Here is a 25571-nt window from a genome sequence, read left to right as displayed (position 1 = left end):
GATTGATCACTGGTGATATCCGTGTCTGTTGTGCACTATCGGTTTCCTACCACTCCGACCCATGAGGTCTCCAGTCAAGGGGCATGCCATGTTGAAAGAAAGTGATACCCAGCACCTGAACCGATGCATTGAACTGGCCCGGGAGGCGCTCGAGGCGGGGGATCTGCCTTTTGGTTCAGTCCTGGTCGATGGCAGGGGCACTGTACGGGCAGAGGCGCGAAACCAGAGCATTACCGGTGATCCCACGCGGCATCCGGAGTTTGATCTGGCTCGCTGGGCGGGCATCAACATGACGGCTGAGGAGCGGGCGGAAGCTACTGTGTACACTTCGGGAGAACATTGCCCCATGTGCTCAGCCGCGCATGCGTGGGCCGGCCTTGGGCGGATTGTCTTTGCCAGTTCCGGGGAGCAGCTGAAAGGGTGGCTATCGGAGCTGGGTGTTGAGGCATTCCCCGTGCATCTCCTGCCGGTTCAGGACATTGCACCCGGGGTTCGGGTGGACGGGCCGGTCAGCGGACTGGCAGAGCAGGTCCGTGAGCTCCATTACCGATGTCATGAGTAAAGGCTGGATCAATGGGGGTTTAACGGCCCTTGGGAATGGAGGGAAGATGCAGGCCGCGGCGGATCGCGACCAGACGCAGAGCAATAACAACCACCACACCGGCGGAAAATGCCAGCGTTCCCGGAGTGGATAGTGCCAGCAGTGTGAGATACACCGCGATCCCTGCGATCGCGGCAGTGGCATAGATTTCCTTCTGCAGGACCAGTGGCACACGGGCTGTAATCACATCCCGGAGCATCCCGCCCATGACGCCTGTCATTGCGCCCATGATGACCACAATCAGCGGTGAATGACCCGCTTCCATGGTCAGCTTTGCCCCGGACATCGCGAAAATGGCCAGTCCAAAGGCATCGGCAACCAGAAAGAGGAACCCGGGAGGCGGTCGCCTGGCAAGATACAGAACCGTGGCTGCAACAGAGGCCAGTATCGTAACCAGGTACCACTCGTTGACCACCCAGAAGATCGGATGGTGCCCGAGGATCAGATCCCGGAGTGTGCCACCGCCAATCGCCGTCAGTGTGGCGACAATGACCACCCCGAAAATATCGAGGTTACGGTCACGGGTAGCAAGTACGCCACTGGCGGCGAACACGGCAACCCCGATCAGATCCAGGTAATAGAGAAGCATGGGGGCATCGTCATCAACTATGAAACTTGGCTCGGTCCGTTAGTATAATGCGCTCAACTGTCTACTGTATCAGGGTCCTGGCAGTGTTCTGTTGGTTACAGGAGTAGTAAGTGTCCGAAATAGAAATCCGCCCGGCCACCATTGAGGATGCGGCACTGATCCTCGGATTTGTCCGGGAACTCGCGATCTATGAAAAAGCGGAGCAAGAGGTATCGGCGACAGTGGCCGATATTGAAAAGGCGCTTTTCCGCAGTGAAACACCAACGCAAGCCTTGATCTGCAGCGCTGCCGGCAGGCCCATCGGTTTTGCGGTCTATTTCTTCAATTTCTCAACGTGGCTGGGCAAGCATGGGCTCTACCTTGAGGATCTCTATGTATCCCCTGAATACAGGGGGAGGGGAGCCGGCAAAGCACTTCTCAGGCACCTCGCTCAGATCGCCGTATCAAAGGGGTGCGGTCGCTTTGAATGGACGGTGCTGAACTGGAACGAACCGGCAAGACGGTTCTATGAGTCCATCGGCGCGGAACCCCAGAGCGAGTGGGTGAACTATCGGCTGGCGGGGCAGGCGCTGGCGGACTTTGCCGCCAGCTCGTAGGTCTGACGTAAAGGTTACTGGTTCAGAGGGCTCTGGTGCTTGAGCAGATGGCGCTCCAGACGCCGGAAGGCATAGACGATCAGGAACGTCAGCGCCATATAGATCAGGGCAACGGCAATGAACGCCGTGAATGGGGCGTAGAAGCGGGAGTAGATGTCCCGGGCGGCACCGGTCAGATCCACGATGGTGACCACGCTGGCAATGGCGCTGGCGTGGAGCATGAAGATGACTTCGTTGGAATAGGCCTGGATAGCCCGGCGGAACGCACTTGGCAGGATGATACGGCGCATGCGCAGGGCCCAGGACATCCCGTAGGCTTTGGCCGCCTCGACCTCGCCCGGGGGCGTTGCCATCAGCGCGCCGCGGATGATCTCCGTGGTGTAGGCCGCAGTGTTGAGTGTGAAGGCCAGAAGCGCCGGGTAGAACGGATCCCGGAAGATATCCCACCAGAAGGTCTCCTGGATGCCCTCAATCTGGCCAATGCCGTAATAGATGATGTAGAGCTGGATGAGCAGTGGCGTGCCCCGGAAAAGGTAGGTGTAGAGCCAGACCGGGCCTGACACGAACGGGTTTCTTACGGTACGCAGAATGGCCAGGGGGACGGCCATCAGCAATCCGATCACCAGCGACAGGAACACCAGCTGGACGGTCGTGGTCAGCCCGCCCCAGTAGTGCATCACCGTGGTCGCAGTGAAGATCTCGTTCTGGTTGAGCAGCTCCGAGAGGAATTCGGGCATGGCTCAGATGCCTCCCACGACGCCGGCATTGGCGCGCCGGTTCAGCCACTTGATGGCCAGCTCGGTGATGGCCGTCAGGGACAGGTACATCACGGCGACCGGAATGAAGAACTTGAACGGGGCGTGCTCCGCCTTGCTGGCCTGTTCGGCGATGCGGACCATGTCCGACAGACCAATGACCGAGACCAGGGCCGTGGTCTTGAGCAGTACCTGCCAGTTGTTGCCGATGCCGGGCAGGGCATGGCGCAGCATCTGGGGGAACATGATCCGGCAGAAAACCTGGAGGCGGTTCATGCCATAGGCCCGCCCCGCCTCGATCTGACCGGTCGGGACGGCCAGGAAGGCTCCGCGGAATGTCTCCGTCATGTAGGCACCGAAGATCAGCCCTATGGTCAGGACCCCGGACATGAAGGGATCAAACTGAACGAAGAAGTCGATCCCGTGGTTGTAGTAGAGGTAGTCCGACAGCTGGTTCATCAGAACCTGGCCGCCGTAGTAGAACAGCATCATCATCACCAGATCCGGAATGCCGCGGATTACCGTGGTGTAGAAGGTAGCGACGCCCCTTGCTGACCGGCTGCCCGAGAGCTTGGCGGAGGCTCCGAGCAGCCCGATGGCGAGGGCCAGCGCCAGGGCGGCGAAGGCGAGCTCCGTGGTGACGATGGCACCGCGGAGCAGCTCCGGGCCATAGCCGTGGAAATCAAGCATGGATATGGCCATCCGTGACTACATCTTGATGCTGTAATCGAAATAGCGGTTCATGATGGCGTCATAGGTACCATCGTTTTTCAGCGTCTCAAGCGCCTTATTGATTTCTTTCGCCAGCGCCTTGTCACGCTTGCGCATGGCCACCGCCACGCCCTTGCCAAGCTTGACCGGTTCGCCGATTTCCTTGAAGTTGTCCCGGGTCAGGAAGTATTCCTCGCCCACCGGGTAATCCACGAACACCAGATCAAGCCGGTCGCTCTCAAGATCCAGCGCCATATCATCGGCGGTGGTATAGCGCTTGACCTCAACAATGCCGCCCAGATTCTCAGTCACGTAATTGTCCATGGTGGTGCCACGCTGGACACCGACAACCATGCCTTCCATCGCCGAGCGATCGCTCACGTCCACGTTGGTGTCCTTCTTCCCGAACCAGCCGCCGGGTGTCCGGTAATAGGGATCCGAAAACAGTACGCGCTTGGCGCGCTGCTCGGTGATGGACATGGAGGACATGATGGCGTCGTACTTGCGCGCCATGAGGCCGGGAATCATGCCGTCCCAGGCCTGAACCACGAAATCACACTCACGGTTCATCTCCTCACACATGGCTTCCGCCAGCTCCACCTCGAAGCCGGTCAGCTCGCCATCCGGCGTCCTGTATTCAAAGGGTTCGTAGGGGACGTCAAACGCGATGCGGAGCGGGCGCTCCTGTGCCTGTGCCAGGCCGGTCACCATGGCAAGGATACAGCCTGCGGCGATCAGGATTTGTTTCATGGTGGTGACTCCGTGCTTGTGTTGTTGAGGCGTTGGGTGAACGGGTATCACTGCAGCAGTGATCGTTTGAAAAGCGCACAGGATAGCAAGGATCAGGCCAGCCCGGGAAACATCACAACGTCGATCTCTGGAAGTTCGGTGCCAGGAACTGTTTGACGCGTTCGGAGGACGGGTTGTTGAAGACCTGCTCAGGGGAACCCTGTTCCTCGATCCGGCCCTGATGCAGGAACATGACCTGGCTGCAAACATCCCGGGCAAAGGCCATTTCGTGGGTGACCACGATCATGGTGCGGCCTTCCTCTGCCAGCTTCTGCATGACCCTGAGCACGTCACCCACCAGCTCCGGGTCCAGCGCGGATGTGGGTTCATCGAACAGCATGACTTCCGGCTCCATGGCCAGTGCGCGGGCGATAGCGGCACGCTGCTGCTGCCCGCCTGATATCTGGGCCGGGTAGTAGTCCTTGCGTTCACGGATGCCGACTTTGTCGAGATAGGCTTCCGCGCGTTCGATGGCTTCTTTCTTCGGCACCTTCAGGACGTGGACCGGCGCCTCGATGATGTTTTCCAGCACCGTCATGTGGGACCAGAGATTGAAGTTCTGGAACACCATGGAGAGCCGGGCGCGGATCCGCTCCACCTGGCCCTGATCCGCCGGAACGCGGACCCCCTTGCGGTTCTGTCTGAACTGGATGGGCTCCCCGTGGACGATCACCTCACCGGACGTCGGCGTTTCCAGCAGGTTGAGGCAGCGCAGGAAGGTGCTCTTGCCGGAGCCGGAGCTACCGATCATGGACACGACGTCGCCTTTGCGCGCCTCCAGGTCCAGTCCCTGAAGAACCGGCGTGTCCCCGAAAGACTTGTGGATATTGCGGCAGACGAGAGGCGCACTGTCATCGGCCATGGGGAGGCTCCTGAGTTTGTGGTAGGCGCTTTTTACGGACTGTGACGGCAAAAATCAATAGTGCATTGGCGAAGTAACGGGAGCCGGGAAGCCATCATGACTCTGAGCGTGAGTATGGTGGATTGACAGATGGCGACTGACGGACCTTCAGGTGGAGCCTATGGCAGGCGCTCCGTTATGAGGAGATGGACGACTGGATCGCCTTAGCCTTGTCCCGGAGCAGCGTCAGGTACTCGCTGGTGAGTGTCTCCATATCCACCCGCGCTGCGTTGGTGCTGATGTTGATGGCGCCCAGGAGACGGCCATTGGCGTCGAACGCGGGTACGGCCAGGGAGCGCAGTCCGGAGTCCAGTTCCTGATCGGTGATGGCGTAACCGTGACGCCGCACCGATTCGATACAGGCTTTGAGCTCCCCTTTGTCCGTGATGGTTTTCGCCGTGTGGGGCTCCAGAGTGATCCGTTCGAGATAGGCATCGAGCTCCGGCTCCGGGAGTTGGGCCAGCAGGGCACGCCCCATGGAGGTGTAGGCCGCGGGCAGGCGCGTACCCACCGAAAGCGTGATGGCCATCAGCCGGTGCGGTGCGGAGGAGCGGGCCACGTAGATGACGCCATCGCCATCCAGTACGCCAAGGGACGATGATTCACCGCACTGGTCCGTGATCTCCTCGAGATACTTCTGGATGACGTTGCGGTAGCTGTTGGAAGCCAGATAGGAGTAGCCCAGCTGCAGGACCCGGGGCGTGAGCTCAAAGTAGCGCTGGGTCTTGCGCACGTAGCCCAGCGAGTGCAGCGTCAGCAGAAAGCGCCGGGCCTTGGCGCGGTTCATGCCGGTGCGCTCCGCCACTTCGCTCAGTGTCATGCGCGGATGCGCGTCATCAAAGGCCATGATCACATCCAGGCCGCTGGCCAGCGCCGTTACGTAATCGCGGTTCTCGGGCTTGATAACGTCGTCCGGTGAAGTATCAGGCATGGGTCTCCAGTCGCTGTCTGTGCAGGTTGATCATCAGGAACAGCGGATGGTAGCACAATGTTCGTATGGCGAACAAATGGTTGTGCCATACGAACCCCCGCGCTGGTTACTCCAGTGACTCGTAGGGCAGTCCCACGTAGTTCTCCGCGATGGTCTTCAGCCCTGCTTCGGAACTGGTGACGTAGTCGATCTCTGCCTGCTGCATACGCGTGGCGAAATCCTCCTCCTCCGTGAAGCGGTGGAGCATGCTGGTCATCCACCAGGAGAACCGCTCCGCCTTCCAGACGCGCTTGAGGCAGGTGGGGGAGTAGTTCGGGATCAGGTCCGTCCGGCCCTCGTGATATACCTTCACCATCAGGCGGTACAGGGTGTTCACATCACTGGCGGCCAGGTTGAGCCCCTTGGCGCCGGTCGGGGGTACGATGTGCGCTGCATCCCCGGCCAGGAACAGCCGGCCGTGCTGCATCGGCTCGGCAACGAAACTCTTCAGCGGCGCGATGCTCTTCTCCAGCGAGGGCCCGGTGACCAGGTTGGCTGCCACATCGCTCGGGATCCGGCGCTTGAGCTCTTCCCAGAAGCGTTCGTCCGACCAGTCCTCAACCTTTTCGTTTGAGGGCACCTGGAGGTAGTAGCGGCTGCGGGTTTCAGAGCGCATGCTGCACAGCGCAAAACCGCGCTCGTGCTGGGCGTAGATGAGTTCCTCCGTCAACGGGGGCGTATCCGCCAGCAGGCCCAGCCAGCCGAAGGGGTAGACCCGTTCGAACTCCTTCAGCCGGTCCTGCGGGATGGATTTGCGGGAGACGCCATGGAAGCCGTCACAGCCGGCCACGTAGTCGCAGTCCAGGCGGTGGGTCTCGCCATCCTTGTCGAAGGTCAGGTAGGGATGATCGGTTTCCAGATCATGGGGCTGGACATTCGTTGCCTCATAGATACTGCGACCCCCGGTGGCCTCCCGGCCCTCCATCAGATCCCGGGTGATCTCGGTCTGGCCATAGACCATGACCGTGCTGCCTCCGGTCAGTCCCGCCAGATCAACCCGCACGCGGCGATTGTCAAAGGCCAGCTCCACGCCGCTGTGGGGCAGACCCTCGCGGTCCATGCGCTCGTGGACCCCCGCCTCCCGCAGCAGGTCCACCATGCCCTGTTCCAGAACGCCGGCCCGGATCCGACTGAGCACGTAGTCGCCGGATTTGCGCTCGACGATGACGTTGTCGATGCCCTGGCGGGTCAGAAGCTGGCCAAGCAGCAGCCCCGAGGGCCCTGCACCGATGATGGCGACCTGGGTTTTCATGGTGTTTGCTCCGTTGTGTCCCGGTTGATCGAAGTAACGGACATCTGTTCGTTATGCGTATTGTATTTTTCAATGAAAACGATCGATAATTTAAGGCACAATCCCAATGGGATTTTGGACATTTCCAATATCTGGGGCGTTTCCTGCTCCGGATGGCTCAGACGGAGGTCCCATGGCCGGCGCCAGCGTTCCCGTTTTCAAACTCTATGGAGAAACCCATCACTGGCCCACGCCGGATCTTCTCCACTGCGAGTCCATCCCGGAGCGCAGTCAGCTGCACGACTGGCATATCCACCCGCACCGTCATACCGACCTGGTGCATCTGCTGTATGTCTCGGCGGGCAGACTCACGCTGGAAATGGAAGGTGAGAGTCGGGAACAGGTGGCACCGCTGCTGATTGTGGTTCCGGCCATGAGTATCCATGGGTTCCACTTCTCGCCGGATACCGATGGGGCAATCCTGACGCTGGCCCAACCCATGGTGGAACAGCTTGAGTCACGCCTGGGATCCGTGGCCCGGGTGCTGCTGCGCCGGGGGGCTTACCCGGCCGGAGGTACTGTTCAGGGAGGGCGTATTGCGGCGCTGTTCCGCCAGCTGCGCGAAGAGTACCTCCAGCCAGCACAGGGCAGGGAACTGATTCTGGAGTCGTTGGCGTCAGCGCTGACCGTGGAGGCCTGCCGCCTGATGGAGACACAGGCGCCGCGGGGATCGGTCCATTCCGGGCCATCGGATCGCGCCGAGGAACACATTCACAACTACCAGGCGCTGATCGAGGGCCAGTTCCGGCAACAGCCAAGCGTGGAGGCTTTTGCGGGCCAACTGGGGCTGACCGGGGCGCACCTGAACCTGCTGTGCCGGCGGCTGGTGGGGCGCAGTGCCCTGGAGCTCCTGCATGAGCGACTGCTGCTGGAGGCCAAGCGCCAGCTCACCTACACCAACATGGGCATCGGGCAGGTCGCTGAGAGCCTGGGGTTCTCGGAGCCTGCGTATTTTACCCGTTTCTTCAAGCGCCTGACCGGGTATGCGCCCCGTGATTTCCGTCAGCGTCAGCGTTCGCTGCCAGCCTGATTCCTGCCGGGGGATGGCATCCGCAATCCGAACAAATGTACGCTATAAGTCTGTCCAGACACATCCGCCGCCCGGGAGGTTTGCAATGACGGCGTCTTTCCTGAAACACCCCTTCATGGGGCAGAGCGCGCTCAGTGAGTGTGATGATCAGGCCGTGGTCACGGCCATGCTGGAAGTGGAGCTGGCGCTGACCCGTGCCCAGGAGGACGCGGGTGCGTTTCCCGTCGGCGTGGCGGACCAGCTCAGGGAACATCTGGAAGGGGCGGATTTCGATCTTGCCGGTATTGCCCGGGAAACCCTCAATGGCGGCAATGCGGCCATCCCGTTTGTGAAGCAGGGCCGGGCGCTTCTGCCACAGGAGCTCAGGTGCTACTGGCACCAGGGCGCTACAAGCCAGGACCTGGTGGACAGCGCGCTGATGCGCCTGATGGTGCCCCGGCTAAGGGCGGTGGACGGGCTGCTGCAGCGCTGCGGCAGTGCGGCTCTGACGTTGATGGAACGGCACGCGGCAACCCCCATGGTCGGCCGTACCCTGATGCAGCAGGCACTGCCGATCACCTTTGGTGTGAAAGTGGCCCATTGGGCCGTCGGGCTGGAGCAGTGCCGTCGCCGGCTGATGGCTGTTGAACTGCCGGTGCAGTTCGGAGGTGCGGTCGGTGTGCATTCAGGCTGGGACAGCACAGGGCTTGGTTTGATGGATGCCATGGCCCGACAGCTTGGGTTGAGCGCTTCGGTGATGCCCTGGCATACCGATCGTTACCCCATCCACGCGCTGGGCACCGCTCTGGACGCCGTTGCCGGTGCGGCCGAGAAGGTGGCGCTTGATGTGGCGCTTCTCACCCAGACCGAGATTGGTGAGGTCGCGGAACCGGCCGCCCCAGGCATGGGGGAGTCCTCCTCCATGCCGCACAAGCGTAACCCGGTACGCAGCGCCCTGATCCGCAGTGCCGCGCGTCAGGTCCATGGCCACGCCGGCACCCTGATGAACGCCGCAGCCCAGCCGCTCGAGCGGGGGCTCGGTGAGTGGCACGCGGAGTGGGCGCCGTTGATGGAAAGCGCTCTGCTTGTGGAGGGTGCCCTGGAGCAGCTGGTGCCGCTTCTGGAAGGCCTGGAGGTTCACCCGGAGGCCATGCGGCGCAACCTTGCGGTGACCGGGGGCGGCATCATGGCTGAACCGGTTGCCCGCCTGCTTACCCCCGCTCTGGGCGCGGAGGCGGCCAGGGCCGTGAGCGCCGAGGCCGCGGAAACCGCCCGCAGGGAGTCGCGTCCCTATGCGGAGGTCCTTGCGGCGCATCCCCGTGTTGCGGGCCAAGTGCCCGCAGAGGAACTGCACACCGCCTGTGATCCCGCAGCCTATACCGGGAGCAGCAGCGCCCAGATTGAGCGGGCCAGGCAGTGGCTCACGGCTCCAGCGCGCTGAGGGTCTTTTTCGGCCATTTGACTTGGCAGGGTGTTCGGGAGTAATTTGTTCGTATAAAGAATATATGTTCGTTGAGCGAACTTATAGTCTGCGAGTCCCAACAAGTCAGAAGAGGCATCCACCATGGCCGAGTTTCTCAGCCTTCATGACGCGGTGGCGCGCTACGTTCAGGACGGTTCCACCGTGGCCATGGAAGGCTTCACCCACCTGATCCCCTTCGCCGCGGGCCATGAGGTCATCCGGCAGAAAAAGCGGGACCTTACCCTGATCCGGATGACGCCGGACCTGATCTATGATCAGCTCATTGGCGCCGGCTGCGCCCGGAAAGTGATCTTTTCCTGGGGCGGCAACCCCGGGGTCGGCTCACTGCATCGCCTGCGCGATGCCGTGGAAAAGGGCTGGCCGCATCCGGTTGAGATTCTGGAACACAGCCACGCCGCCATGGCCTGTGCCTTTGAAGCTGGCGCGGCCGGTCTGCCGATGGCGGTGTTGCGCGGTTACATTGGCAGTGAACTGCCGAGCGTGAACGAGCAGATCCGGTTCATCGAGTGCCCGTTCACCGGTGAGCGGCTGGCTGCCGTGCCCTCCGTCCGTCCGGATACTTCCATCGTTCATGCCCAGAAGGCGGACCGTCACGGCAATGTCCTCATCGAAGGCATTGTCGGGGTCCAGAAGGAGGCGGTGCTGGCGGCGAGTCAGAGCATCATCACGGTTGAGGAGATCGTCGATGAGCTGGATACACACCCGAATGCATGCGTGCTCCCCAGCTGGGCCATCGATGCCATTGCGGTTGCGGAGAAGGGGGCGCTGCCCTCTTACACTCACGGCTATTACGAGCGCGATAACCGCTTCTACAAGAAGTGGGATGAAATCGCCCGCGACCGTGACACCTTCACCCAGTGGCTCAATGATCATGTGCTGAACAGCGCCGAAAGCGCGGGAGGTCAAGTCTGATGGGTTCCGAGTACACCAACTCTGAAATGATGACGGTAACGGCGGCCCGCGCGCTGGAGAACGGCACAACCTGCTTTGTCGGCATTGGTCTCCCTTCAGAGGCGGCCAATCTGGCCCGGCTGACCCATGCCCCGGACGTGGTGCTGATCTACGAATCCGGCACCCTGCAGACAAAACCCGACATCCTGCCCTTGTCGATCGGCGACGGCGAGCTCAGTGATTCCGCGCTGACCACGGTGGCGGTTCCGGAGATGTTCCGGTACTGGCTCCAGGGCGGCAAGGTCGATGTGGGCTTCCTGGGCACGGCACAGATTGATCGCTTCGCCAACCTCAACACCACGCTGATCGGCGACTACAGGGAACCCAAGGTTCGCCTTCCGGGCGGCGGTGGTGCCCCGGAGATCGCAACCAGTGCCGGGGAGGTCTTCATCACCCTCAAGCACTCGAAGCGGGCGTTGGTGAAGGACGTGGATTTCATCACCACGGTTGGCTTTGGTCGTGACGGCAAGGCGCGCGACGGTGTCCCGAACATCGGCCGTGGCCCGAGCCGTGTGATCACGGACCTGTGCGTGATGAAGCCGGACGCAGAGACCCGGGAGCTGGTAGTGGTGTCTCTGCACCCCGGCGTGACCCGGGAGGACGTCGTTGAGGCCACCGGCTGGGAGATCCGGTTCGCGGAGCAGCTGGAAACCACGCCGGTGCCCGATGAGAATGAACTGTCGATCCTGCGCGAGCTCAAGGCGCGTACGGAACGGGCCCACTCCGGTCAGCAGGAATAGGGAGGCATCATGGAAAATGTTTATCTGTGTCATCCGCGCCGCACGGCGGTCGGTCGTTTCGGCGGGACCCTGGCGAGTGTGCGCCCGGATGATGTTGCCGCCACTATTTTCAGGGCTGTGCTGGAGCAGGCGCCCGGGCTCGAGCCCGCGGCTATCGATGATGTCTTCATGGGCTGCTCCAACCAGGCGGGCGAGGATAACCGTAATGTGGCGCGCATGGCGTCGCTGCTGGCCGGCCTGCCGACATCCGTACCCGGAACAACCATGAACCGCCTCTGCGGGTCCGGTATGGATTCCGTGGGCACCGCCTTCCGCGCCATCCGCGCCGGCGAAATGGGCGTGGCACTGGCTGGTGGCGTGGAGTCCATGTCCCGCGCGCCCTATGTGATGGGCAAGGCCGAAAGCGCATTTGCGCGCGGGCAGCAGATCGAGGACACAACCATCGGCTGGCGCTTCGTCAATCCGGTCATGAAGCGCGACTTCGGCATCGACTCCATGCCCGAGACGGCCGAGAACGTAGCCGAGGAATTCGGCATCGCCCGGGAGGATCAGGACGCCTTTGCCCTGCGCTCCCAGCAGAAGGCCGCCAGCGCCCAGCAGTCAGGGCGGCTGGGGCAGGAGATCACCCCCATCGAGGTGCCCCGTCGCAAGCAGGACCCGCTGATCTTTGATCAGGACGAACACCTGCGCGAAACCAGCCTGGAGAAGCTGGCGACCCTGCCCACCCCCTTCCGTGAGGGTGGGACCGTGACCGCCGGTAATGCCTCCGGCGTGAATGACGGTGCCGGCGCGATGCTGGTCGCCGGTGAGCAGGCCGTTAATACACACGGTCTCAAACCCATGGCCCGGGTCATCGGCATGGCGACAGCCGGGGTCGAACCGCGCATCATGGGCTATGGGCCGGTACCGGCGGTGAAGAAGCTGCTGGCGCGCACCGGCATGAGCCTGGATGACATCGAGGTCATCGAGCTCAATGAGGCGTTCGCTTCCCAGTCGCTGGCGTGCATGCGCGATCTCGGCCTGGCGGACGACGACCCCAGGGTCAACCCGAATGGTGGCGCCATCGCCCTGGGTCATCCACTGGGGATGTCCGGCACCCGCCTGCTGGTGACCGCCATGCATGAACTGCAGAACACCGGCAAGCGCTACGCACTGTGCACCATGTGCATTGGCGTTGGGCAGGGGATCGCGACACTGATTGAGCGGGCATAAACGGAGGCTTCCATGGCGTTTCTTTCTCACAATGGCCGCAGCGTGGCCTACCGCCTCCTGGGCGCCGAGGCGAATCCACTGGTGGTGCTGGCCCATCCCCTGGGCATGACCCAGGCCGTCTGGGACGACATCCTGCCGGCGCTTCTGCCCCGTTACCGGGTGCTGACCTGGGATCTGCCGGGCCATGGCGCCAGCGAGGCCGTGGGTGGCGACCGGGTGAGCCCGGAGGATCTGGCCGCCGAGGCACTGGCGCTGGTGGATCATGCAGGTGCTGGCCGTTTCCATTTCGTGGGCACCTCCATCGGGGGCGTGGTGGGTCAGCAGCTGATCGCCGCCCACAGTGACCGGCTTCTTTCCGCCACTCTGACCAACACCGGTGCGGTCATCGGTAATGCTGAACTCTGGAACACGCGCGCCCAGCGGGTGCGCACCGAGGGTCTGGCCACGGCGGCCGCTGACATCGTGCCCCGCTGGTTCGCGCCATCGGCGTTTGAGGCGGAACCCGGACTGGAAGCGGGGTGGTGTGTCCAGATGGGGCGTGGCGACGATGAATCCTACGCCCAGCTCTGCGAGCTGCTGGGGCGTGCCTCGTTCATGGGGCAGTTCAAGGGCGTGGCTTCCGATGCCGCGGCACCGAAGGTCTGCCTTTTCGGGGGTACCGAAGATCAGGCAACGCCCTCCGCGACCCTGGAAACCCTCGCGGGTGAGCTTAATGGGGCTCCCCTGGAGATCCTGCAAGGCGTCGGGCACGTGCCTTCCGTCGAGGTTCCCCGGCTCTTCGCAGAGAAGCTGGTGAAGGTTCTGGCGGTCGAGCGTGGGGATGTGGGCGCGAACGGCGTTGACTACGCCACCGGCCTGGAAACCCGCAAGCAGGTACTGGGTGAGGAGCACGTGGCCCGCTCCACCCAGAACATGAACAGTCTCGATGCCCCCTTCCAGCAGATGATCACCCGCCTTGCCTGGGGCGAGCTGTGGGGCAATGAGGATCTTGGGCGCCGAGAGCGCAGCCTGATCACCACCGGCATCCTGGCCGCCCTGGGGCGTGAGGAGCTGGAGCTGCATCTGAAGACCGCGAAACGCATCGGCATCACCGAGGCGGAAATGCGCCAGGTTCTGATGCATGTAGCGGTCTACGGTGGGGTGCCCGCGGCCAATCATGCCTTTGCCATGGCGAAGGAACTGGGCTGGGGCGAGTGATCCCGGAGACCGTCAGACACAACGTTTGAGGATGATGACAATGCACGATGAGAAAACGCGCTTTGTGGAGCGCGACCGCAACTGGCACCCGCCGGCCTACGCACCCGGGTACAAGACCTCGGTGGCGCGGTCTCCCCAGCAGTCGCTGGTCAGTATGCAGAGCCCGAGTGTTTCCGAGATCGGCGGCCCGGATTTCAGCGGGCTGCGCATGGGCCGCTACGACAATGATCTGCTCCTGAACTTCACCCAGGGCCAGGCGCTGCCGGTGGGTGAGCGCATCATCATGTTCGGCCGCGTGATCGACCAGTTCGGCAAGCCTGTACCCAATACACTGGTTGAGATGTGGCAGGCGAACGCCGGCGGCCGCTACCGGCATCGCAATGACAACTATCTGGCACCGCTGGATCCGAACTTCGGCGGTGTGGGCCGGACCCTGACGGATGAGCAGGGCTGGTACCGCTTCCGCACCATCAAGCCTGGGCCCTATCCCTGGCCGAACGATCCCAACAGCTGGCGTCCGGCGCATATCCATGTCTCCGTAATGGGGCCGTCCATTTCGACCCGGCTGATCACGCAGATGTACTTCGAGGGCGATCCCCTGATCCCCCGCTGCCCGATCGTCAACACGGTCAACGATCCGGACGCGGTTGAGACCATGATCGGACGCCTGGATATGGCGCACAGCAAGCCCATGGACTGCCTGGCCTACCGGTTTGATCTGGTGGTGCGGGGTAGGCTTCAGACCTATTTTGAGAATCAGTGAGGGAGGGAAACGCATGCAACAGCCCAACACCCAGTCCACCAGCGAGCTGATTCTGCGGGAGACGGCCTCACAGACCGCGGGTCCCTATGTCCACATCGGCCTTGCCCCATCCGTGGCCGGGCTCCCCGCCCGCGACGAGGAGATCTGGAACCGCATGGCCGGGCCGGAGGCTGAAGGCGAGCCGATTGAAGTCGTGGGCACCGTCATCGACGGCAATGGCGATCTGGTGCGCGATGCGCTGATCGAGGCCTGGCAGGCGGATGCGAAAGGGGTCTATCAGCCGTTCTTCGATCTGCGCAACGCCTTCAACAGCTTTGGGCGCACGGCGACCACCTTTGAGGGCAGCAGTGAATGGTCCCTCCAGACCATCAAGCCCGGGCCGGTTGCCCATGCCAGTGGTCAGCCCATGGCACCGCACATCAACCTGTCCATCTTCGCGCGTGGCGTTAACGTGCACCTGCAGACGCGCCTCTACTTCGATGACGAGACGGACGCCAACGCGCACTGTCCGGTCCTGAGCCGGATTGAATCCCCGACACGGCGCCAGACGCTGATCGCCTCGCGGGAAGCGGGTGATGGCGATCGGGTACGCTACCGTTTTGATATCCGTTTGCAGGGTGATGGAGAAACCGTTTTCTTCGACTTCTGATGGTGGCCGATACAGCATGACCAGCCCACGGAGCCTGCCGGACTGGTTTGCCGGCAAGGGATTTGACGTTGAGCGTCTGCGGTTCGGTCTGCAGACTGCACTCACCGCCTGCCTTGCTCTGGCCCTGGCGTGGATCCTGGGGCTGGAGCATCCCCAGTGGTCCGCCATGACGGTATGGGCCGCCTCCCAGCCCCTGCGCCAGCAGCTGATAGCCAAGAGCCTCTACCGGATGCTCGGAACGGTGATTGGCACGGGCGTGGGGCTGATGCTGCTGATGGCCGCCGGCGATCACCTGATCTGGCTGGTGGTGGGTCTTTCCCTGTGGGTGGGCCTCTGCGCCGCCGTCGGCAATGCCCTCTACAGCCTGCTCTCCTACGCAACCCTGCTTTCCGGCTATTCGGCCGCAATGGTTGCGCTGCTGGGGATGTCCGCCTCCATGAGTGTCACAGAGCTGGGCATCGACCGGCTCCTGACCGTTCTGCTCGGCGTTGTAATGGCCATGCTGGTGGGGCTGGTGTTCACGCCCAAGGCCTCCAGCAGTGAACTGATCATGCGCGGCCGGCGCCTGACCTCCGGGGTCCTGCATCAGCTCGTTGCCCGCCTGGACGGCATCTATGACGACGAACCCCGGGATCCGAACAAACTGGCGGTCGGGATCGCCTCCCTTGAGGTGAAGCTGGAAACCGTGGCAATCGGCCTCCGGAAAGCCTCGCATTCGGCGCGCTCCCAGCGGGCCATTCTCTCGGCGCTGATCGCGATTCTTCTGTGGCTCAGACGCGGTCGTCTGTCGCGCCTGCCGGGTCCGCAGACCCGGGATGCCGTGCGTGAGGCGGCGGTCGCCATGGACCGCGGGGCGCCACCGGCTGAAGTGGCGGCGGCGGTCCAGCGCGCCAGTGACCTTGCTACGGACACCACGCCGGCTCTGGCCGACGCACTGGGCCGGCTCGCCCATGCGCTCAGGGAGCGCCAGTATTTCCGGGATACTGGCCGGATCCGCCTGGAGAATGACCGGCGCCACATCATCCGCCACCGCGACTGGATCCATGTGCGCCAGGTGATGCTGCGCACCACCGGTGTGCTTCTGATTGTGGGGCTGTGCTGGATTGCCTCGGGGTGGTCCGCGGGCGCCTATGTGATGCTGGGGACCTCGGTCAAGGTGACCCTGTTTTCCACCTTCGAGAACCCTGCCTGGATCATGCGGCGCATCTTCGCCTGGCAGTCGGTGGGTGGCACTTGCGCGGTAGTGCTGCAGGCACTGGTCTGGCCGCTGGCGGGGTACGAGTGGGTCCTGGTTCTGTCGATGCTGCCGTTCATCCTGTTAACGGTGATCCCATTCTCCCATCGCAGGACCCAGAGTGGATCCATGGATGTGGTGATGATCTTCCTGCTGCTGTCCCAGCCGGATCTGCCGCTGACCGCGACCTTCGCGGAGTCCCTGACCAAGGCACTGGCGGTTGTGGCCGGGCCATTGCTCGCGCTTCTGGCATTCCGCACGATCTACCCGACAGACGCACGCCGTCGACAGCAGCAGCTGCACCGGATGATGACCCGCGAACTGGTGGCGCTCGCGGGTAAGGACAGCCGGGAGGGATTGCGCTTCTGGCAGGCCCGCTTCTACCACCGGGTCATGCGCCTGCTGTACTGGGCCCACCTGCGTGGCTTACCCACCCACCAGTTCCTGGATGGCAGTCTCGCCGCCCTGATCCTGGGGCAGGCTCTTCAGGCACTGCAGCAGTACCGGCTGAGTGCGGATGTGGACCCTGGGACTGCCAGGCGTGTGGAGGCGGTGTTGCGCCGGGTAGGGGATCTGCAGACCCATCCGCGGCAGGCGGCAAGGGCGCTTGAGCGCCTGGCGGATACGCTGGAGCGGCGCCAGCACCTGGAGCTGGCCCGGCTGACGCGCCACGCGGCACGGGAGCTCCAGCGCCATCAGGCCTTCTTCGTCAGTGAGGCGGACCCGGCGGAGGCGTTGCCTGCCTCATGAACGAATCCCGTATTTCTTAAGCCGGTAGGCATAGGCTGCCCGGGTCATCCCCAGGCGCCGGGCCGCTGCAGTAACGTTGCCGTTGGCTTCGGCGTGCGCGGTCTCAATGAGTTTCTGTTCCACCTCTTCCAGCGTCATGCCGGCGTCGAGCAGGGGCTGGATACGCTCTTCCGCGGTTGGCTCGGGTGTTGCAGTGCTGTCACCGCCGGTCAGCATGCCGGCGTTATCCAGTCCCTGTGCGTGGTCCCGTTCGACCGTGGGAACACGGTAGGCTCCGAACAGGGTCTTCTCGGTGATGTGCTTGGAGTCGGCGGTGAGTATGACCCCCCGCTCGATGGTGTTTTTCAACTCGCGGACATTACCGGGCCAGTGGTACTGCTGCATGGTTGAGCGGGCCTGGTCCGAGAATCCCTGGGTGCGGCGCTGGTAATGCTGTTCGGCCTGCTGGAGGAAGTGCTGTGCCAATGGCAGGATGTCGTCCACCCGCTCGCGCAGTGGGGGCACTGTGACGGTGAAGGCATTGAGCCGGTAGAACAGGTCCTCCCGGAACTGGCCCTGGGCGACACGATCGGGCAGGTCGGTATGCGTGGCCGCAACAATGCGCACATTCACGTTGCGCACGCTCTCGCCGCCCACCCGTTCAATCTGGTGTTCCTGCAGCGTGCGCAGCAGAGCGGCCTGGGCACGCGGTGGGAGTTCCGCGAGCTCATCCAGGAACAGGGTGCCACCGTTGGCCCGCTCAAACCGCCCCATGCGTGACTGGTTCGCGCCCGTGAAGGCGCCCTTCTCGACACCGAAAAGCTCGGACTCGATCAGCTCCGGCGGTATGGCGGCACAGTTCATGGCCACAAAGGGGCCATCTGCCCGCGGGCTGTGGTCGTGCAGGCGCCGGGCCAGGATCTCCTTGCCGGTGCCGGTCTCGCCAAGCAGCAGCACCGGCACCTCGGAGGGTGCCGCACTGTCGAGCATGGACAGCATCTCACGGAAGGCTGGAGCGGTGCCGATCGGGCCCCAGCTCTCCTGGTCATGGCTGCGCGCCAGGTTGCTTTCCAGGGTCGCGATCCGGTCCTGGAGTTCATAGAGCTCGTCGATCAGAGGGGCTTCGCGCAGCATATCCGCGAATGCCTGGTAGTCGGACCACTCCCCGGCGAGGCGGCCCACGATGTGGCATTCATCGTGACCACAGGCCCGGCAGGCAACCTCCCGGTACTGGACTTCACGCCCCAGAAGCTGGGTGGCGTAGCCCGAGGCATAGCCCAGCAGTGTCCAGCAGGCCGGCTCGTCCTGGATGCCCCGCTGGCGCGCGGCATCCGCCTCGAAGGAGCCTTCCCAGATGAACTCGCTGTAGAAACGGTCGTTGGCCAGATCCAGCTCGAGGTTGACCGGTACCGCCTTGACGTGCCCCTTGAGCGCATGCAGCTGCGGCCCCGCGAAGAACTGTTCCTCCAGACTCAGTGTCTGCCCCCTGAGGGACTCACTCAGTTCCGCGTCCATGCTCCCGGAGTAATAGCCGAGGCGCATGAACAGCCCCTTCGCGCGCTCCACGCCCAGTGTCTTGATCAGTTCATTACGGAAGAAACTGGATGCCGCAACCGGCATGACCAGCATGCGCTGCTCGCCCAGCCAGACCTGGCCCTGCTCGGGAAGAAAGCGCAGGGCATCCATCAGGTCCCGGGCACTGGGATAGTCGGAGGATGAGAGACGCATAGAACTCCGGTGCGTTGGTGAAGTGTGAAAGCCTACCACGGCGCTGCTGATCACAGGGATTTGATCATTTCGTTAAGTGTTGATCATATCATTGATCATGAAAACGAACATATGTTCGTAAAGCGTACCATAATAGGGTGAGGTCATAGCCAAGTTACCGCACAACGGACTGTTTCAGTTTTGTGGCATGGAGGTTGTATTCCCCTCAGGGGATGCGCAGTGCCTGCCTTCCGGAGCGTTCAGGCCGGTGCCGCACTGCGTGGACAAGCCGATCACATGCCCCTGGCGAAATGACGGGTGACAACACTATGAAGAACACAACAACCGCACCACTGCGATCCATTTCCAGGATGAGGCCGCTACGCCTTGCCCTGATCAGCGGCGCCGCGCTCACCGCGGTGTTCTCAGTAACCGCTGCCATGGCTTCCGAGCCGCGCGAGCCGGCCGAGGTTTACGACCAGGTCTGTGCTCACTGCCATGACCCTGCCATGGGAGTCGGTCCGGTCATCACCCAGAAGGTACCCAAGTCATCAAGGGAAGGGCGCGCCTCCTTTATCCGGACCATGGTGCGCCATGGCAATGCCGCCATGCCCGCCTTCCGCAAGTCCGAAATCAGCGATCCGGAGCTGAAGGCGCTTGCCGATGCACTGGCGCGTGGTGAGTTCGCGCAACAGGATGGGGAGTAGAGCCATGACCATGACGCGCAGACAGCTTCTCCGCAATGGTGCTGCACTGGGAGCCGCCGTGCCGGTGTCACTGAGCACTGGCTGGGTTGGGCAGGCCATGGCGGAGGGCCTGGCAATCAACGGTGAGATCCGGGTTTTTGGCAGTGACCGCTCCAGCTCGGAGCTGGCCCGCGGGCTCCGTGGCGCCGGCTGGCGGCCCGTGGAAGCGGGGCGCTTTGACCCGCTGGTGCTGGCGGATCTGCCCAGGGGAACTCTGGCTGCCGGCTTTACCGACGAGGCGGGAATGGCTCTGCTGACCAGCCAGCTGGTGGGTCGCGGTCGGATTCTGGCGCTTGGTCGTCACGGCGCGGACGGTCACCAGTTGGTGAGCCAGCGCGGGGCCGTTGTCGACAGCCTCGCACAGGCGGACAGCAGCTGGCAGGCGGCGCTGGGCCGCGAATACGCCCGCCTGGCGCAGAACCCGCCATCCGGACGCCGGGACCATAACCTCCGCGAAGCCGGCACAGCGGGTACCCGCGAACTGAGTTTTCTGGTCCGGGTCTGAGCCCAATCACAATAAAGAGAGATGAACCATGAGTACGCAGCGAATTCTTCCCAAAGGCGTATCCGAGGCGGACTTTGACAGGGCCCTGGCAGGCCTGCGCGAGGCCCTGGGCGCCGACAATGTCCTGACCGAAAGCGATGCACTGGCCCCCTACACCAAGATCATGATGGCAGGCGCGGACGAGGACTACATCCCGTCAGCGGCCGTGATGCCGGGCACCACCGAGGAAGTGCAGGAAATCGCCCGCCTCTGCAACGAGTACACCATTCCCATCTGGACGATTGGCACGGGCAAGAACCTCGGCTATGGTTCTGCCGCACCAGGCGAGACCGGCCAGGTCATTCTTGATATGAAGCGGATGAACCGGATCATTGATGTGGATCCGGAAGTCTGCACCGCCCTGATCGAGCCGGGCGTCACCTACCAGCAGCTTTACGACTACATCCAGGAGAAGGGCTACCGCCTGATGCTGGATCCGCCGGCGCCGTCAGCGATCGCCGGCCCCGTGGGCAACACCCTGGACCGGGGGGTGGGCTATACCCCCTATGGTGATCACTTCATGTTCCAGTGCGGCATGGAGGTGGTGCTTGCCAATGGCGAGAAGGTCCGCACCGGTATGGGCGGAATCGAGAACTCCAGCTCCTGGCAGGTGTTCAAGTGGGGTTATGGCCCCTACATCGATGGGCTGTTCACCCAGTCCAACTACGGCATCGTCACCAAGATGGGTCTCTGGCTCATGCCTGAGCCGCCGGCGTACCGGCCGTTCGTGATCCAGTACCCGGATCTCGAAGACCTGGACGAAATCGTTGAAACCCTGCGCCCGCTGCGTATCTCCCAGATCATTCCGAACGCTGTGGTGATTGTACATACCCTGTGGGATGCGGGTACCCACGTTGAGCGCAAGAACTACTACACCGGTGATGGCTCCATCTCCCGCGAGGCGCTTGAAGCGATCAAGCAGGATGAGGGCATCGGTGAGTGGAACGTCTATGCCGCGCTCTACGGCACACCGGAGCAGATCGAGGTCAACTGGAAGATTGTCGAGCAGGCCTTTGGCAAGAGCGGCAAGGCCAAGATCATGTACGGCGAGGAGGCCGAGCAGCGCGGCGGTGGCTTCCGTTACCGCTCAGAGTTGATGAAGGGCGAGATGAACCTGGAAGAGTTCGGCCTCTACAACTGGCGTGGTGGCGGTGGTTCCATGTGGTTCGCGCCGGTGTCCCAGGCCAAGGGCAGCGAAACGGCCGACCAGACCCAGTTGGCTCTGTCGATTCTGGACAAGTACGGGTTTGACTATGTGGCTGAGTACATCGTTGGCTGGCGGGAGATGCACCACGTCATCGACCTGCTCTACAACCGCCAGGACCCGGAGGAGACCCAGCGGGCGCATGACTGCTTCTCTGAGCTCATCGATGAGTTCTCCAAGCGCGGCTACGGCCTCTATCGGACCAACACCGAGTTCATGGAGAAAGTAGCTGGCACCTTCGGTGAGCCACTGCGGGAAGTACACAAAACGCTGAAGAACGCACTGGATCCGAAGGGGATTCTGTCGCCTGGTAAGTCGGGGATCCGGCAGTAACCCCAGCTGAGGAGGGTAATGATGAGTAATACCTATACGGGTTTCGAACGCCAGTTCATCGCCGGCGAGTGGTCTGAGGGCAGCAGTCAGCGCAGCGTCGAGGTAAACAACCCTTACAGTGGCGACACACTGCTGTCGATCGGGCTGGCTGATCGCGCCGATCTGGATAGAGCCTTCAGTGCTGCCGAGAAGGCACAGGTGGAGTGGGCTGCGCGCGGCCCCTCCGAACGCAGCGCCGTGCTCAAGCGGGCGGTGGAGATCTTTGATGAACGCCAGGAGGAGATCATTGACTGGCTGATCCGCGAGTCCGGCAGCACACGCCTCAAGGCCACCATCGAGTGGAGTTCCGCCCGTGGCATCACCCAGGAGGCAGCCGGTATGCCGTTCCGTGTCCACGGGACCACCCAGCCATCGGATATTCCCGGTAAGGAGAACCGGGTGTATCGCGGGCCACTGGGCGTGGTGGGCGTCATAAGCCCCTGGAACTTTCCGCTCCACCTTTCCCAGCGTTCAATCGCGCCAGCGCTTGCCCTTGGTAACGCGGTGGTCGTGAAGCCGGCGGGTGATACACCGGTCACCGGTGGGCTGTTGATCGGCAAGATCCTTGAGGAAGCCGGCGTTCCCGCTGGTGTGTTCAATGTGGTGGTCGGTGCCGGCAGCGAAATCGGCGATGCCTTTGTTGAGCATCGGGTCCCCCGATTGATTTCATTCACTGGCTCCACGGAAGTGGGCCGGGGCATCGGCCGCGCCGCCAGCGGCGGTCAGTTCATCAAGAATGTGGCGCTGGAACTGGGCGGCAACAGCCCCTTCGTCGTCCTGGACGATGCGGATGTGGACCAGGCCGTCAGTGCTGCGGTCACCGGCAAGTTCCTTCACCAGGGCCAGATCTGCATGGCCATCAACCGCATCATTGTCGACCAGAGCGTCTATGACGACTTTGTCGAGCGGTTTGTCGCCAAAGTGAAAACGCTGCAGGTGGGTGATCCCGGTGACATTGCTACCGCGGTGGGTCCGGTGATCAATCCGAAGCAGCGCGAGGGTCTTGAAGAGAAGATCGCCACCGCCCGGAAGGAGGGTGCGACCGTGCTTCTCGATGGCGAGATCCATGGCCAGCTGGTGCCACCGCATGTTTTCGGTGACGTGACACCGGACATGGACATCAGTCGGGAGGAGATCTTCGGTCCCCTGGTCGGGATCCAGAAAGCACGTGATGAGGCCCATGCGCTGGAGCTTGCCAATGATACTGAGTACGGCCTTTCCAGCGCGGTATTCAGTGGTGACCTTGAGCGCGGCGTACGGTTCGCTCAGGGCATCCAGGCGGGTATGACTCACGTCAATGACATGCCGGTCAACGACGAGCCCCATGTGCCTTTTGGTGGCGAGAAGAACTCCGGGCTGGGTCGCTTCAACGGTGACTGGGCCATTGATGAGTTCACCACCGACCACTGGATCAGCGTCCAGCACACACCCCGTGACTATCCGTTCTGAATTTTCCTCTGAGACGTACCGGCGCCTCCCGGGCGCCGGATTCATCAGGCTGAACAAAAGAGACAACAGGCCATGAAAAAGACTACAGCAATCTGCCTCGCCGCACTTGGCGCCACCACCGCAATGCCCGCCGCAGCACTGAACGGGCACTACCCCCTGGGCATCGAGGGGCTGGGCGCGACCGCTACACCACCCGAGGGGCTGTATTACCGCGGTTACCTGTTCCATTACGACATTGATGAGTTCAACACCACCTCCGGCGATGCCGCGCCCGGTAGTAACACAGGCTCGGTCACGGCGCTTGCCCACCGGTTCATCTGGATGACGGATGTGGATGTACTCGGGGCTGATTACGGCATGGAGGCGATTATTCCCATGCTGGATAACGAGTTTGAGCTTGACGTGGCCGGCGGTAATACCTTTGACGATGACGGGGTGGGGGATATCTTCCTCGGGCCTGTCATCCTCGGCTGGCACGGCAAGCAGTGGGACGCCACCTTCGCGGCCGGGCAGTGGTTTGATACCGCTGATTTCGATCAGAACAACCCAGCCTCGGTCGGCAAGGGCTATCAGACCACCATGATCACCCTGGGTGGCATGTGGCATTTTGATGAGGCGAAACGCTGGAATGTTTCGGCGCTGTCGCGCTACGAGACCAAGGGCGAGCAGGAGGATACCGGTGTTACCCCCGGAGACAGCTGGCTGGTTGAGTGGGGCTTCGGGCATCGTCTCAGTAACGGCGTTGAGCTGGGCCTGGTGGGCTACAACGCCTGGCAGCTGGAGTCCGACGAAGGTACCCCCATTACGGAGAAGGCCGAGCGGCATGCCTTGGGTGCCGAGGTTGGTTACGGTTGGCGTTCCCTGGGGCTGAACCTGAAGGCCGCCTATTACCATGAATACGATGCCAGTGCAGGCGGCGTGAAAAATGGTCTGGAAAGCCAGGGTGATACCCTGAGGCTGCAATTGACCAAGGCGCTGTAAGACTGGACCCATGGGGCGGACCAGTGGCCCGCCCCGGTTCCCGCAACGGAATTACTGGAATGAGGAGCTACTGATGCAGATTCAGGCTGCTGTAACAACGGGTCAGGGCGAGGACTTCGCTCTTGATACCGTGGAGCTGGCGGAGCCCGCCCTGGGTGAGATCCGGGTTCGGATCGTCGCCACCGGCGTTTGCCACACGGATGCCGTGGCACGGGATCTGGGCATCTCCCCCTATCCCATTGTCCTTGGCCATGAGGGTGCCGGGGTAGTTGATGCGGTCGGCGAGGGCGTGACCGATCTGGCGGTCGGGGACCATGTTGCTCTGTCGTTCGCGCACTGTGGCCAGTGTGGGCGCTGCCTCACAGGTCATCCCACGGTGTGCTCGACCTTCAATGAGCTCAATTTCGGCGGTGCCATGGATGATGGCAGTCACCGGCTGCACAAGGACGGTGAAGCGATCTCAACCTTTTTCGGGCAGTCCTCGTTTGCCACCCACTCCGTGGTGAGTGCGCACAACGCGGTGAAGGTGGATAAGGATGTGGACCTGGCCCTTCTCGGCCCTCTGGGCTGTGGCATCCAGACCGGTGCGGGCACGGTGCTCAACCGTCTCAAGCCGGAGTTCGGGACCAGCCTTGTGGTCTATGGCTGCGGTGCGGTTGGCCTGAGCGCAATCATGGCCGCGGCCATTGCCGGGTGTCACCACATCATTGCCGTTGATGTTCACGACAGCCGTCTTGAACTGGCTCGTGAGCTGGGCGCGACCCACGTGCTCAATGGTGGAAAGGACGACGTGGTTGAGGGGATCCGCGGGATCTCCGGCGGCGGCAGTGAGTACGCTGTTGAGACCACCGGAGTGCCCGCAGTGGTCCGCCAGTCGCTCCAGGCCCTGCGTCCGCTCGGGGTATCAGCGATCGTGGGTGTCACGCCGGACGTGACGCTGAATGTGCACGAGGACCTGATGGCCGAGGGCAAGTCCATGATCGGCGTGATCGAGGGGGATTCGGTGCCCCGGGTCTTCATCCCGCAGCTGGTGGATTATTACCGGGACGGCCGCTTTCCGTTCGATAAGCTGGTCCGTTTCTACAGCTTCAGTGAGATCAGCCAGGCGTTTGAGGACTCGAAGAACGGGACCACGGTCAAGCCGATCCTCCGACTGGAGTGAGTCGGGCCCGGATCATGAAGATTGTCGTATTGGGGTCTACCCTGTGAACAGAACCCTCAGTTCTCATGGATAGTCCTCATGCCGCTCGCCCCTCTGGTTCTTGGTCTGGTACTGGTAGCGGCTTCCTGCTCTGCGAGGAGCGGTGATTCCGCTACTGACAGGGTGGAAGTTGCCGTCATCAAGGATGTGCCCAGTACCTGCGCCGTGTGCCCTCTCCCTTACTGCAGGGCAGGCTG

Annotated in this window: 25 protein-coding genes; 17 read left to right on the top strand and 8 right to left on the bottom strand. The window is 62.6% G+C overall.

The window, feature by feature from the left end:
• The first annotated feature begins 88 nt into the window (after positions 1-88).
• Entirely contained in the window at positions 89-562 is a 474-nt protein-coding gene (locus GLW01_RS13850) for a nucleoside deaminase (protein ID WP_151439103.1), read from the top strand.
• 19 nt (positions 563-581) lie between these two features.
• On the opposite strand, the gene GLW01_RS13845 is transcribed toward GLW01_RS13850, so the two are convergent.
• Positions 582-1190 (bottom strand): trimeric intracellular cation channel family protein, encoded by a 609-nt coding sequence (locus tag GLW01_RS13845; RefSeq protein WP_095617385.1) that lies wholly within the window; start codon positions 1188-1190, stop codon positions 582-584.
• 110 nt (positions 1191-1300) lie between these two features.
• Here GLW01_RS13845 and GLW01_RS13840 point away from each other — a divergent pair, with 110 nt between their 5' ends.
• Positions 1301-1786 carry a GNAT family N-acetyltransferase gene (locus GLW01_RS13840; protein WP_160899420.1) on the top strand — a complete coding sequence of 162 codons (486 nt, stop codon included), beginning with the start codon at positions 1301-1303 and terminating at the stop codon, positions 1784-1786.
• A gap of 14 nt (positions 1787-1800) precedes the next feature.
• Here the strand turns inward: GLW01_RS13840 and GLW01_RS13835 are convergent, their stop codons facing one another.
• The 6 genes from GLW01_RS13835 to pobA form a co-directional block, all read right to left on the bottom strand.
• Positions 1801-2523 (bottom strand): ABC transporter permease, encoded by a 723-nt coding sequence (locus GLW01_RS13835; RefSeq protein WP_151439106.1) that lies wholly within the window; start codon positions 2521-2523, stop codon positions 1801-1803.
• Between the two features lie 3 nt (positions 2524-2526).
• Positions 2527-3231 carry an ABC transporter permease gene (locus GLW01_RS13830; protein ID WP_160899419.1) on the bottom strand — a complete coding sequence of 235 codons (705 nt, stop codon included), beginning with the start codon at positions 3229-3231 and terminating at the stop codon, positions 2527-2529.
• Positions 3232-3249: 18 nt separating this feature from the next.
• Complete coding sequence (locus GLW01_RS13825; protein WP_160899418.1) at positions 3250-4002, bottom strand: transporter substrate-binding domain-containing protein; 753 nt, start codon at positions 4000-4002, stop codon at positions 3250-3252.
• 112 nt (positions 4003-4114) lie between these two features.
• Positions 4115-4903 (bottom strand): ABC transporter ATP-binding protein, encoded by a 789-nt coding sequence (locus GLW01_RS13820; protein WP_160899417.1) that lies wholly within the window; start codon positions 4901-4903, stop codon positions 4115-4117.
• 175 nt (positions 4904-5078) lie between these two features.
• Complete coding sequence (locus tag GLW01_RS13815; protein ID WP_160899416.1) at positions 5079-5873, bottom strand: IclR family transcriptional regulator domain-containing protein; 795 nt, start codon at positions 5871-5873, stop codon at positions 5079-5081.
• A gap of 106 nt (positions 5874-5979) precedes the next feature.
• Entirely contained in the window at positions 5980-7164 is a 1185-nt protein-coding gene (gene pobA, locus GLW01_RS13810; protein WP_160899415.1) for a 4-hydroxybenzoate 3-monooxygenase, read from the bottom strand.
• A 172-nt stretch (positions 7165-7336) separates the two neighbouring features.
• Here pobA and GLW01_RS13805 point away from each other — a divergent pair, with 172 nt between their 5' ends.
• From GLW01_RS13805 to GLW01_RS13765, 9 genes are all read left to right on the top strand, one after another.
• Positions 7337-8233, top strand: coding sequence for a helix-turn-helix domain-containing protein (locus tag GLW01_RS13805; protein ID WP_151439112.1), 897 nt, complete (start codon positions 7337-7339; stop codon positions 8231-8233).
• An 85-nt stretch (positions 8234-8318) separates the two neighbouring features.
• Positions 8319-9653, top strand: a complete 1335-nt coding sequence (locus tag GLW01_RS13800; protein WP_160899414.1) for a class-II fumarase/aspartase family protein — start codon at positions 8319-8321, stop codon at positions 9651-9653.
• A gap of 123 nt (positions 9654-9776) precedes the next feature.
• The gene (locus GLW01_RS13795) at positions 9777-10607 is read left to right on the top strand and encodes a CoA transferase subunit A (RefSeq protein WP_160899413.1); all 831 of its coding nucleotides are present in this window, start codon (positions 9777-9779) and stop codon (positions 10605-10607) included.
• Positions 10607-11386 carry a CoA-transferase subunit beta gene (locus GLW01_RS13790; protein ID WP_160899412.1) on the top strand — a complete coding sequence of 260 codons (780 nt, stop codon included), beginning with the start codon at positions 10607-10609 and terminating at the stop codon, positions 11384-11386. The genes GLW01_RS13795 and GLW01_RS13790 overlap by 1 nt, the downstream gene beginning before the upstream one ends.
• Before the next feature lie 9 nt (positions 11387-11395).
• The gene (gene pcaF, locus GLW01_RS13785) at positions 11396-12598 is read left to right on the top strand and encodes a 3-oxoadipyl-CoA thiolase (protein ID WP_160899411.1); all 1203 of its coding nucleotides are present in this window, start codon (positions 11396-11398) and stop codon (positions 12596-12598) included.
• 12 nt (positions 12599-12610) lie between these two features.
• On the top strand, positions 12611-13795 hold the full coding sequence (locus tag GLW01_RS13780) for an alpha/beta fold hydrolase (protein ID WP_160899410.1): 1185 nt from the start codon (positions 12611-12613) through the stop codon (positions 13793-13795).
• A 40-nt stretch (positions 13796-13835) separates the two neighbouring features.
• Entirely contained in the window at positions 13836-14558 is a 723-nt protein-coding gene (gene pcaH / locus GLW01_RS13775) for a protocatechuate 3,4-dioxygenase subunit beta (RefSeq protein ID WP_425356597.1), read from the top strand.
• A gap of 13 nt (positions 14559-14571) precedes the next feature.
• The gene (gene pcaG / locus GLW01_RS13770; RefSeq protein WP_151439118.1) at positions 14572-15207 is read left to right on the top strand and encodes a protocatechuate 3,4-dioxygenase subunit alpha; all 636 of its coding nucleotides are present in this window, start codon (positions 14572-14574) and stop codon (positions 15205-15207) included.
• 16 nt (positions 15208-15223) lie between these two features.
• A complete protein-coding gene (locus tag GLW01_RS13765) occupies positions 15224-17191 on the top strand; it encodes an FUSC family protein (RefSeq protein WP_160899409.1) in 1968 nt (655 codons plus the stop codon).
• Here GLW01_RS13765 and GLW01_RS13760 read toward each other — a convergent pair.
• Positions 17186-18898, bottom strand: coding sequence for a sigma-54-dependent Fis family transcriptional regulator (locus tag GLW01_RS13760; RefSeq protein WP_160899408.1), 1713 nt, complete (start codon positions 18896-18898; stop codon positions 17186-17188). The two genes, GLW01_RS13765 and GLW01_RS13760, sit on opposite strands and share 6 nt — an antisense overlap.
• Positions 18899-19206: 308 nt before the next feature.
• Between GLW01_RS13760 and GLW01_RS13755 the strand changes: the two genes are divergently transcribed.
• The 6 genes from GLW01_RS13755 (at position 19207) to GLW01_RS13730 (ending at position 25335) form a co-directional block, all read left to right on the top strand.
• Positions 19207-19584 carry a c-type cytochrome gene (locus GLW01_RS13755; protein WP_202405741.1) on the top strand — a complete coding sequence of 126 codons (378 nt, stop codon included), beginning with the start codon at positions 19207-19209 and terminating at the stop codon, positions 19582-19584.
• A 4-nt stretch (positions 19585-19588) separates the two neighbouring features.
• Positions 19589-20128 (top strand): twin-arginine translocation signal domain-containing protein, encoded by a 540-nt coding sequence (locus tag GLW01_RS13750; protein ID WP_160899407.1) that lies wholly within the window; start codon positions 19589-19591, stop codon positions 20126-20128.
• 28 nt (positions 20129-20156) lie between these two features.
• A complete protein-coding gene (locus tag GLW01_RS13745; RefSeq protein ID WP_151439122.1) occupies positions 20157-21704 on the top strand; it encodes an FAD-binding oxidoreductase in 1548 nt (515 codons plus the stop codon).
• A gap of 21 nt (positions 21705-21725) precedes the next feature.
• Complete coding sequence (locus GLW01_RS13740; RefSeq protein WP_151439123.1) at positions 21726-23192, top strand: aldehyde dehydrogenase family protein; 1467 nt, start codon at positions 21726-21728, stop codon at positions 23190-23192.
• Between the two features lie 72 nt (positions 23193-23264).
• A complete protein-coding gene (locus GLW01_RS13735; RefSeq protein WP_160899406.1) occupies positions 23265-24173 on the top strand; it encodes a SphA family protein in 909 nt (302 codons plus the stop codon).
• Between the two features lie 73 nt (positions 24174-24246).
• A complete protein-coding gene (locus GLW01_RS13730; RefSeq protein ID WP_160899405.1) occupies positions 24247-25335 on the top strand; it encodes an NAD(P)-dependent alcohol dehydrogenase in 1089 nt (362 codons plus the stop codon).
• Positions 25336-25571 lie beyond the last annotated feature (236 nt).

The organism is Vreelandella halophila (genome assembly GCF_009856365.1).
GTDB classification, from domain to species: Bacteria; Pseudomonadota; Gammaproteobacteria; order Pseudomonadales; family Oleiphilaceae; genus Halospina; species Halospina utahensis_B.
Note: the sequence above shows the minus strand (reverse complement) of the source record. Positions and strands in the feature narration are given on the sequence as shown.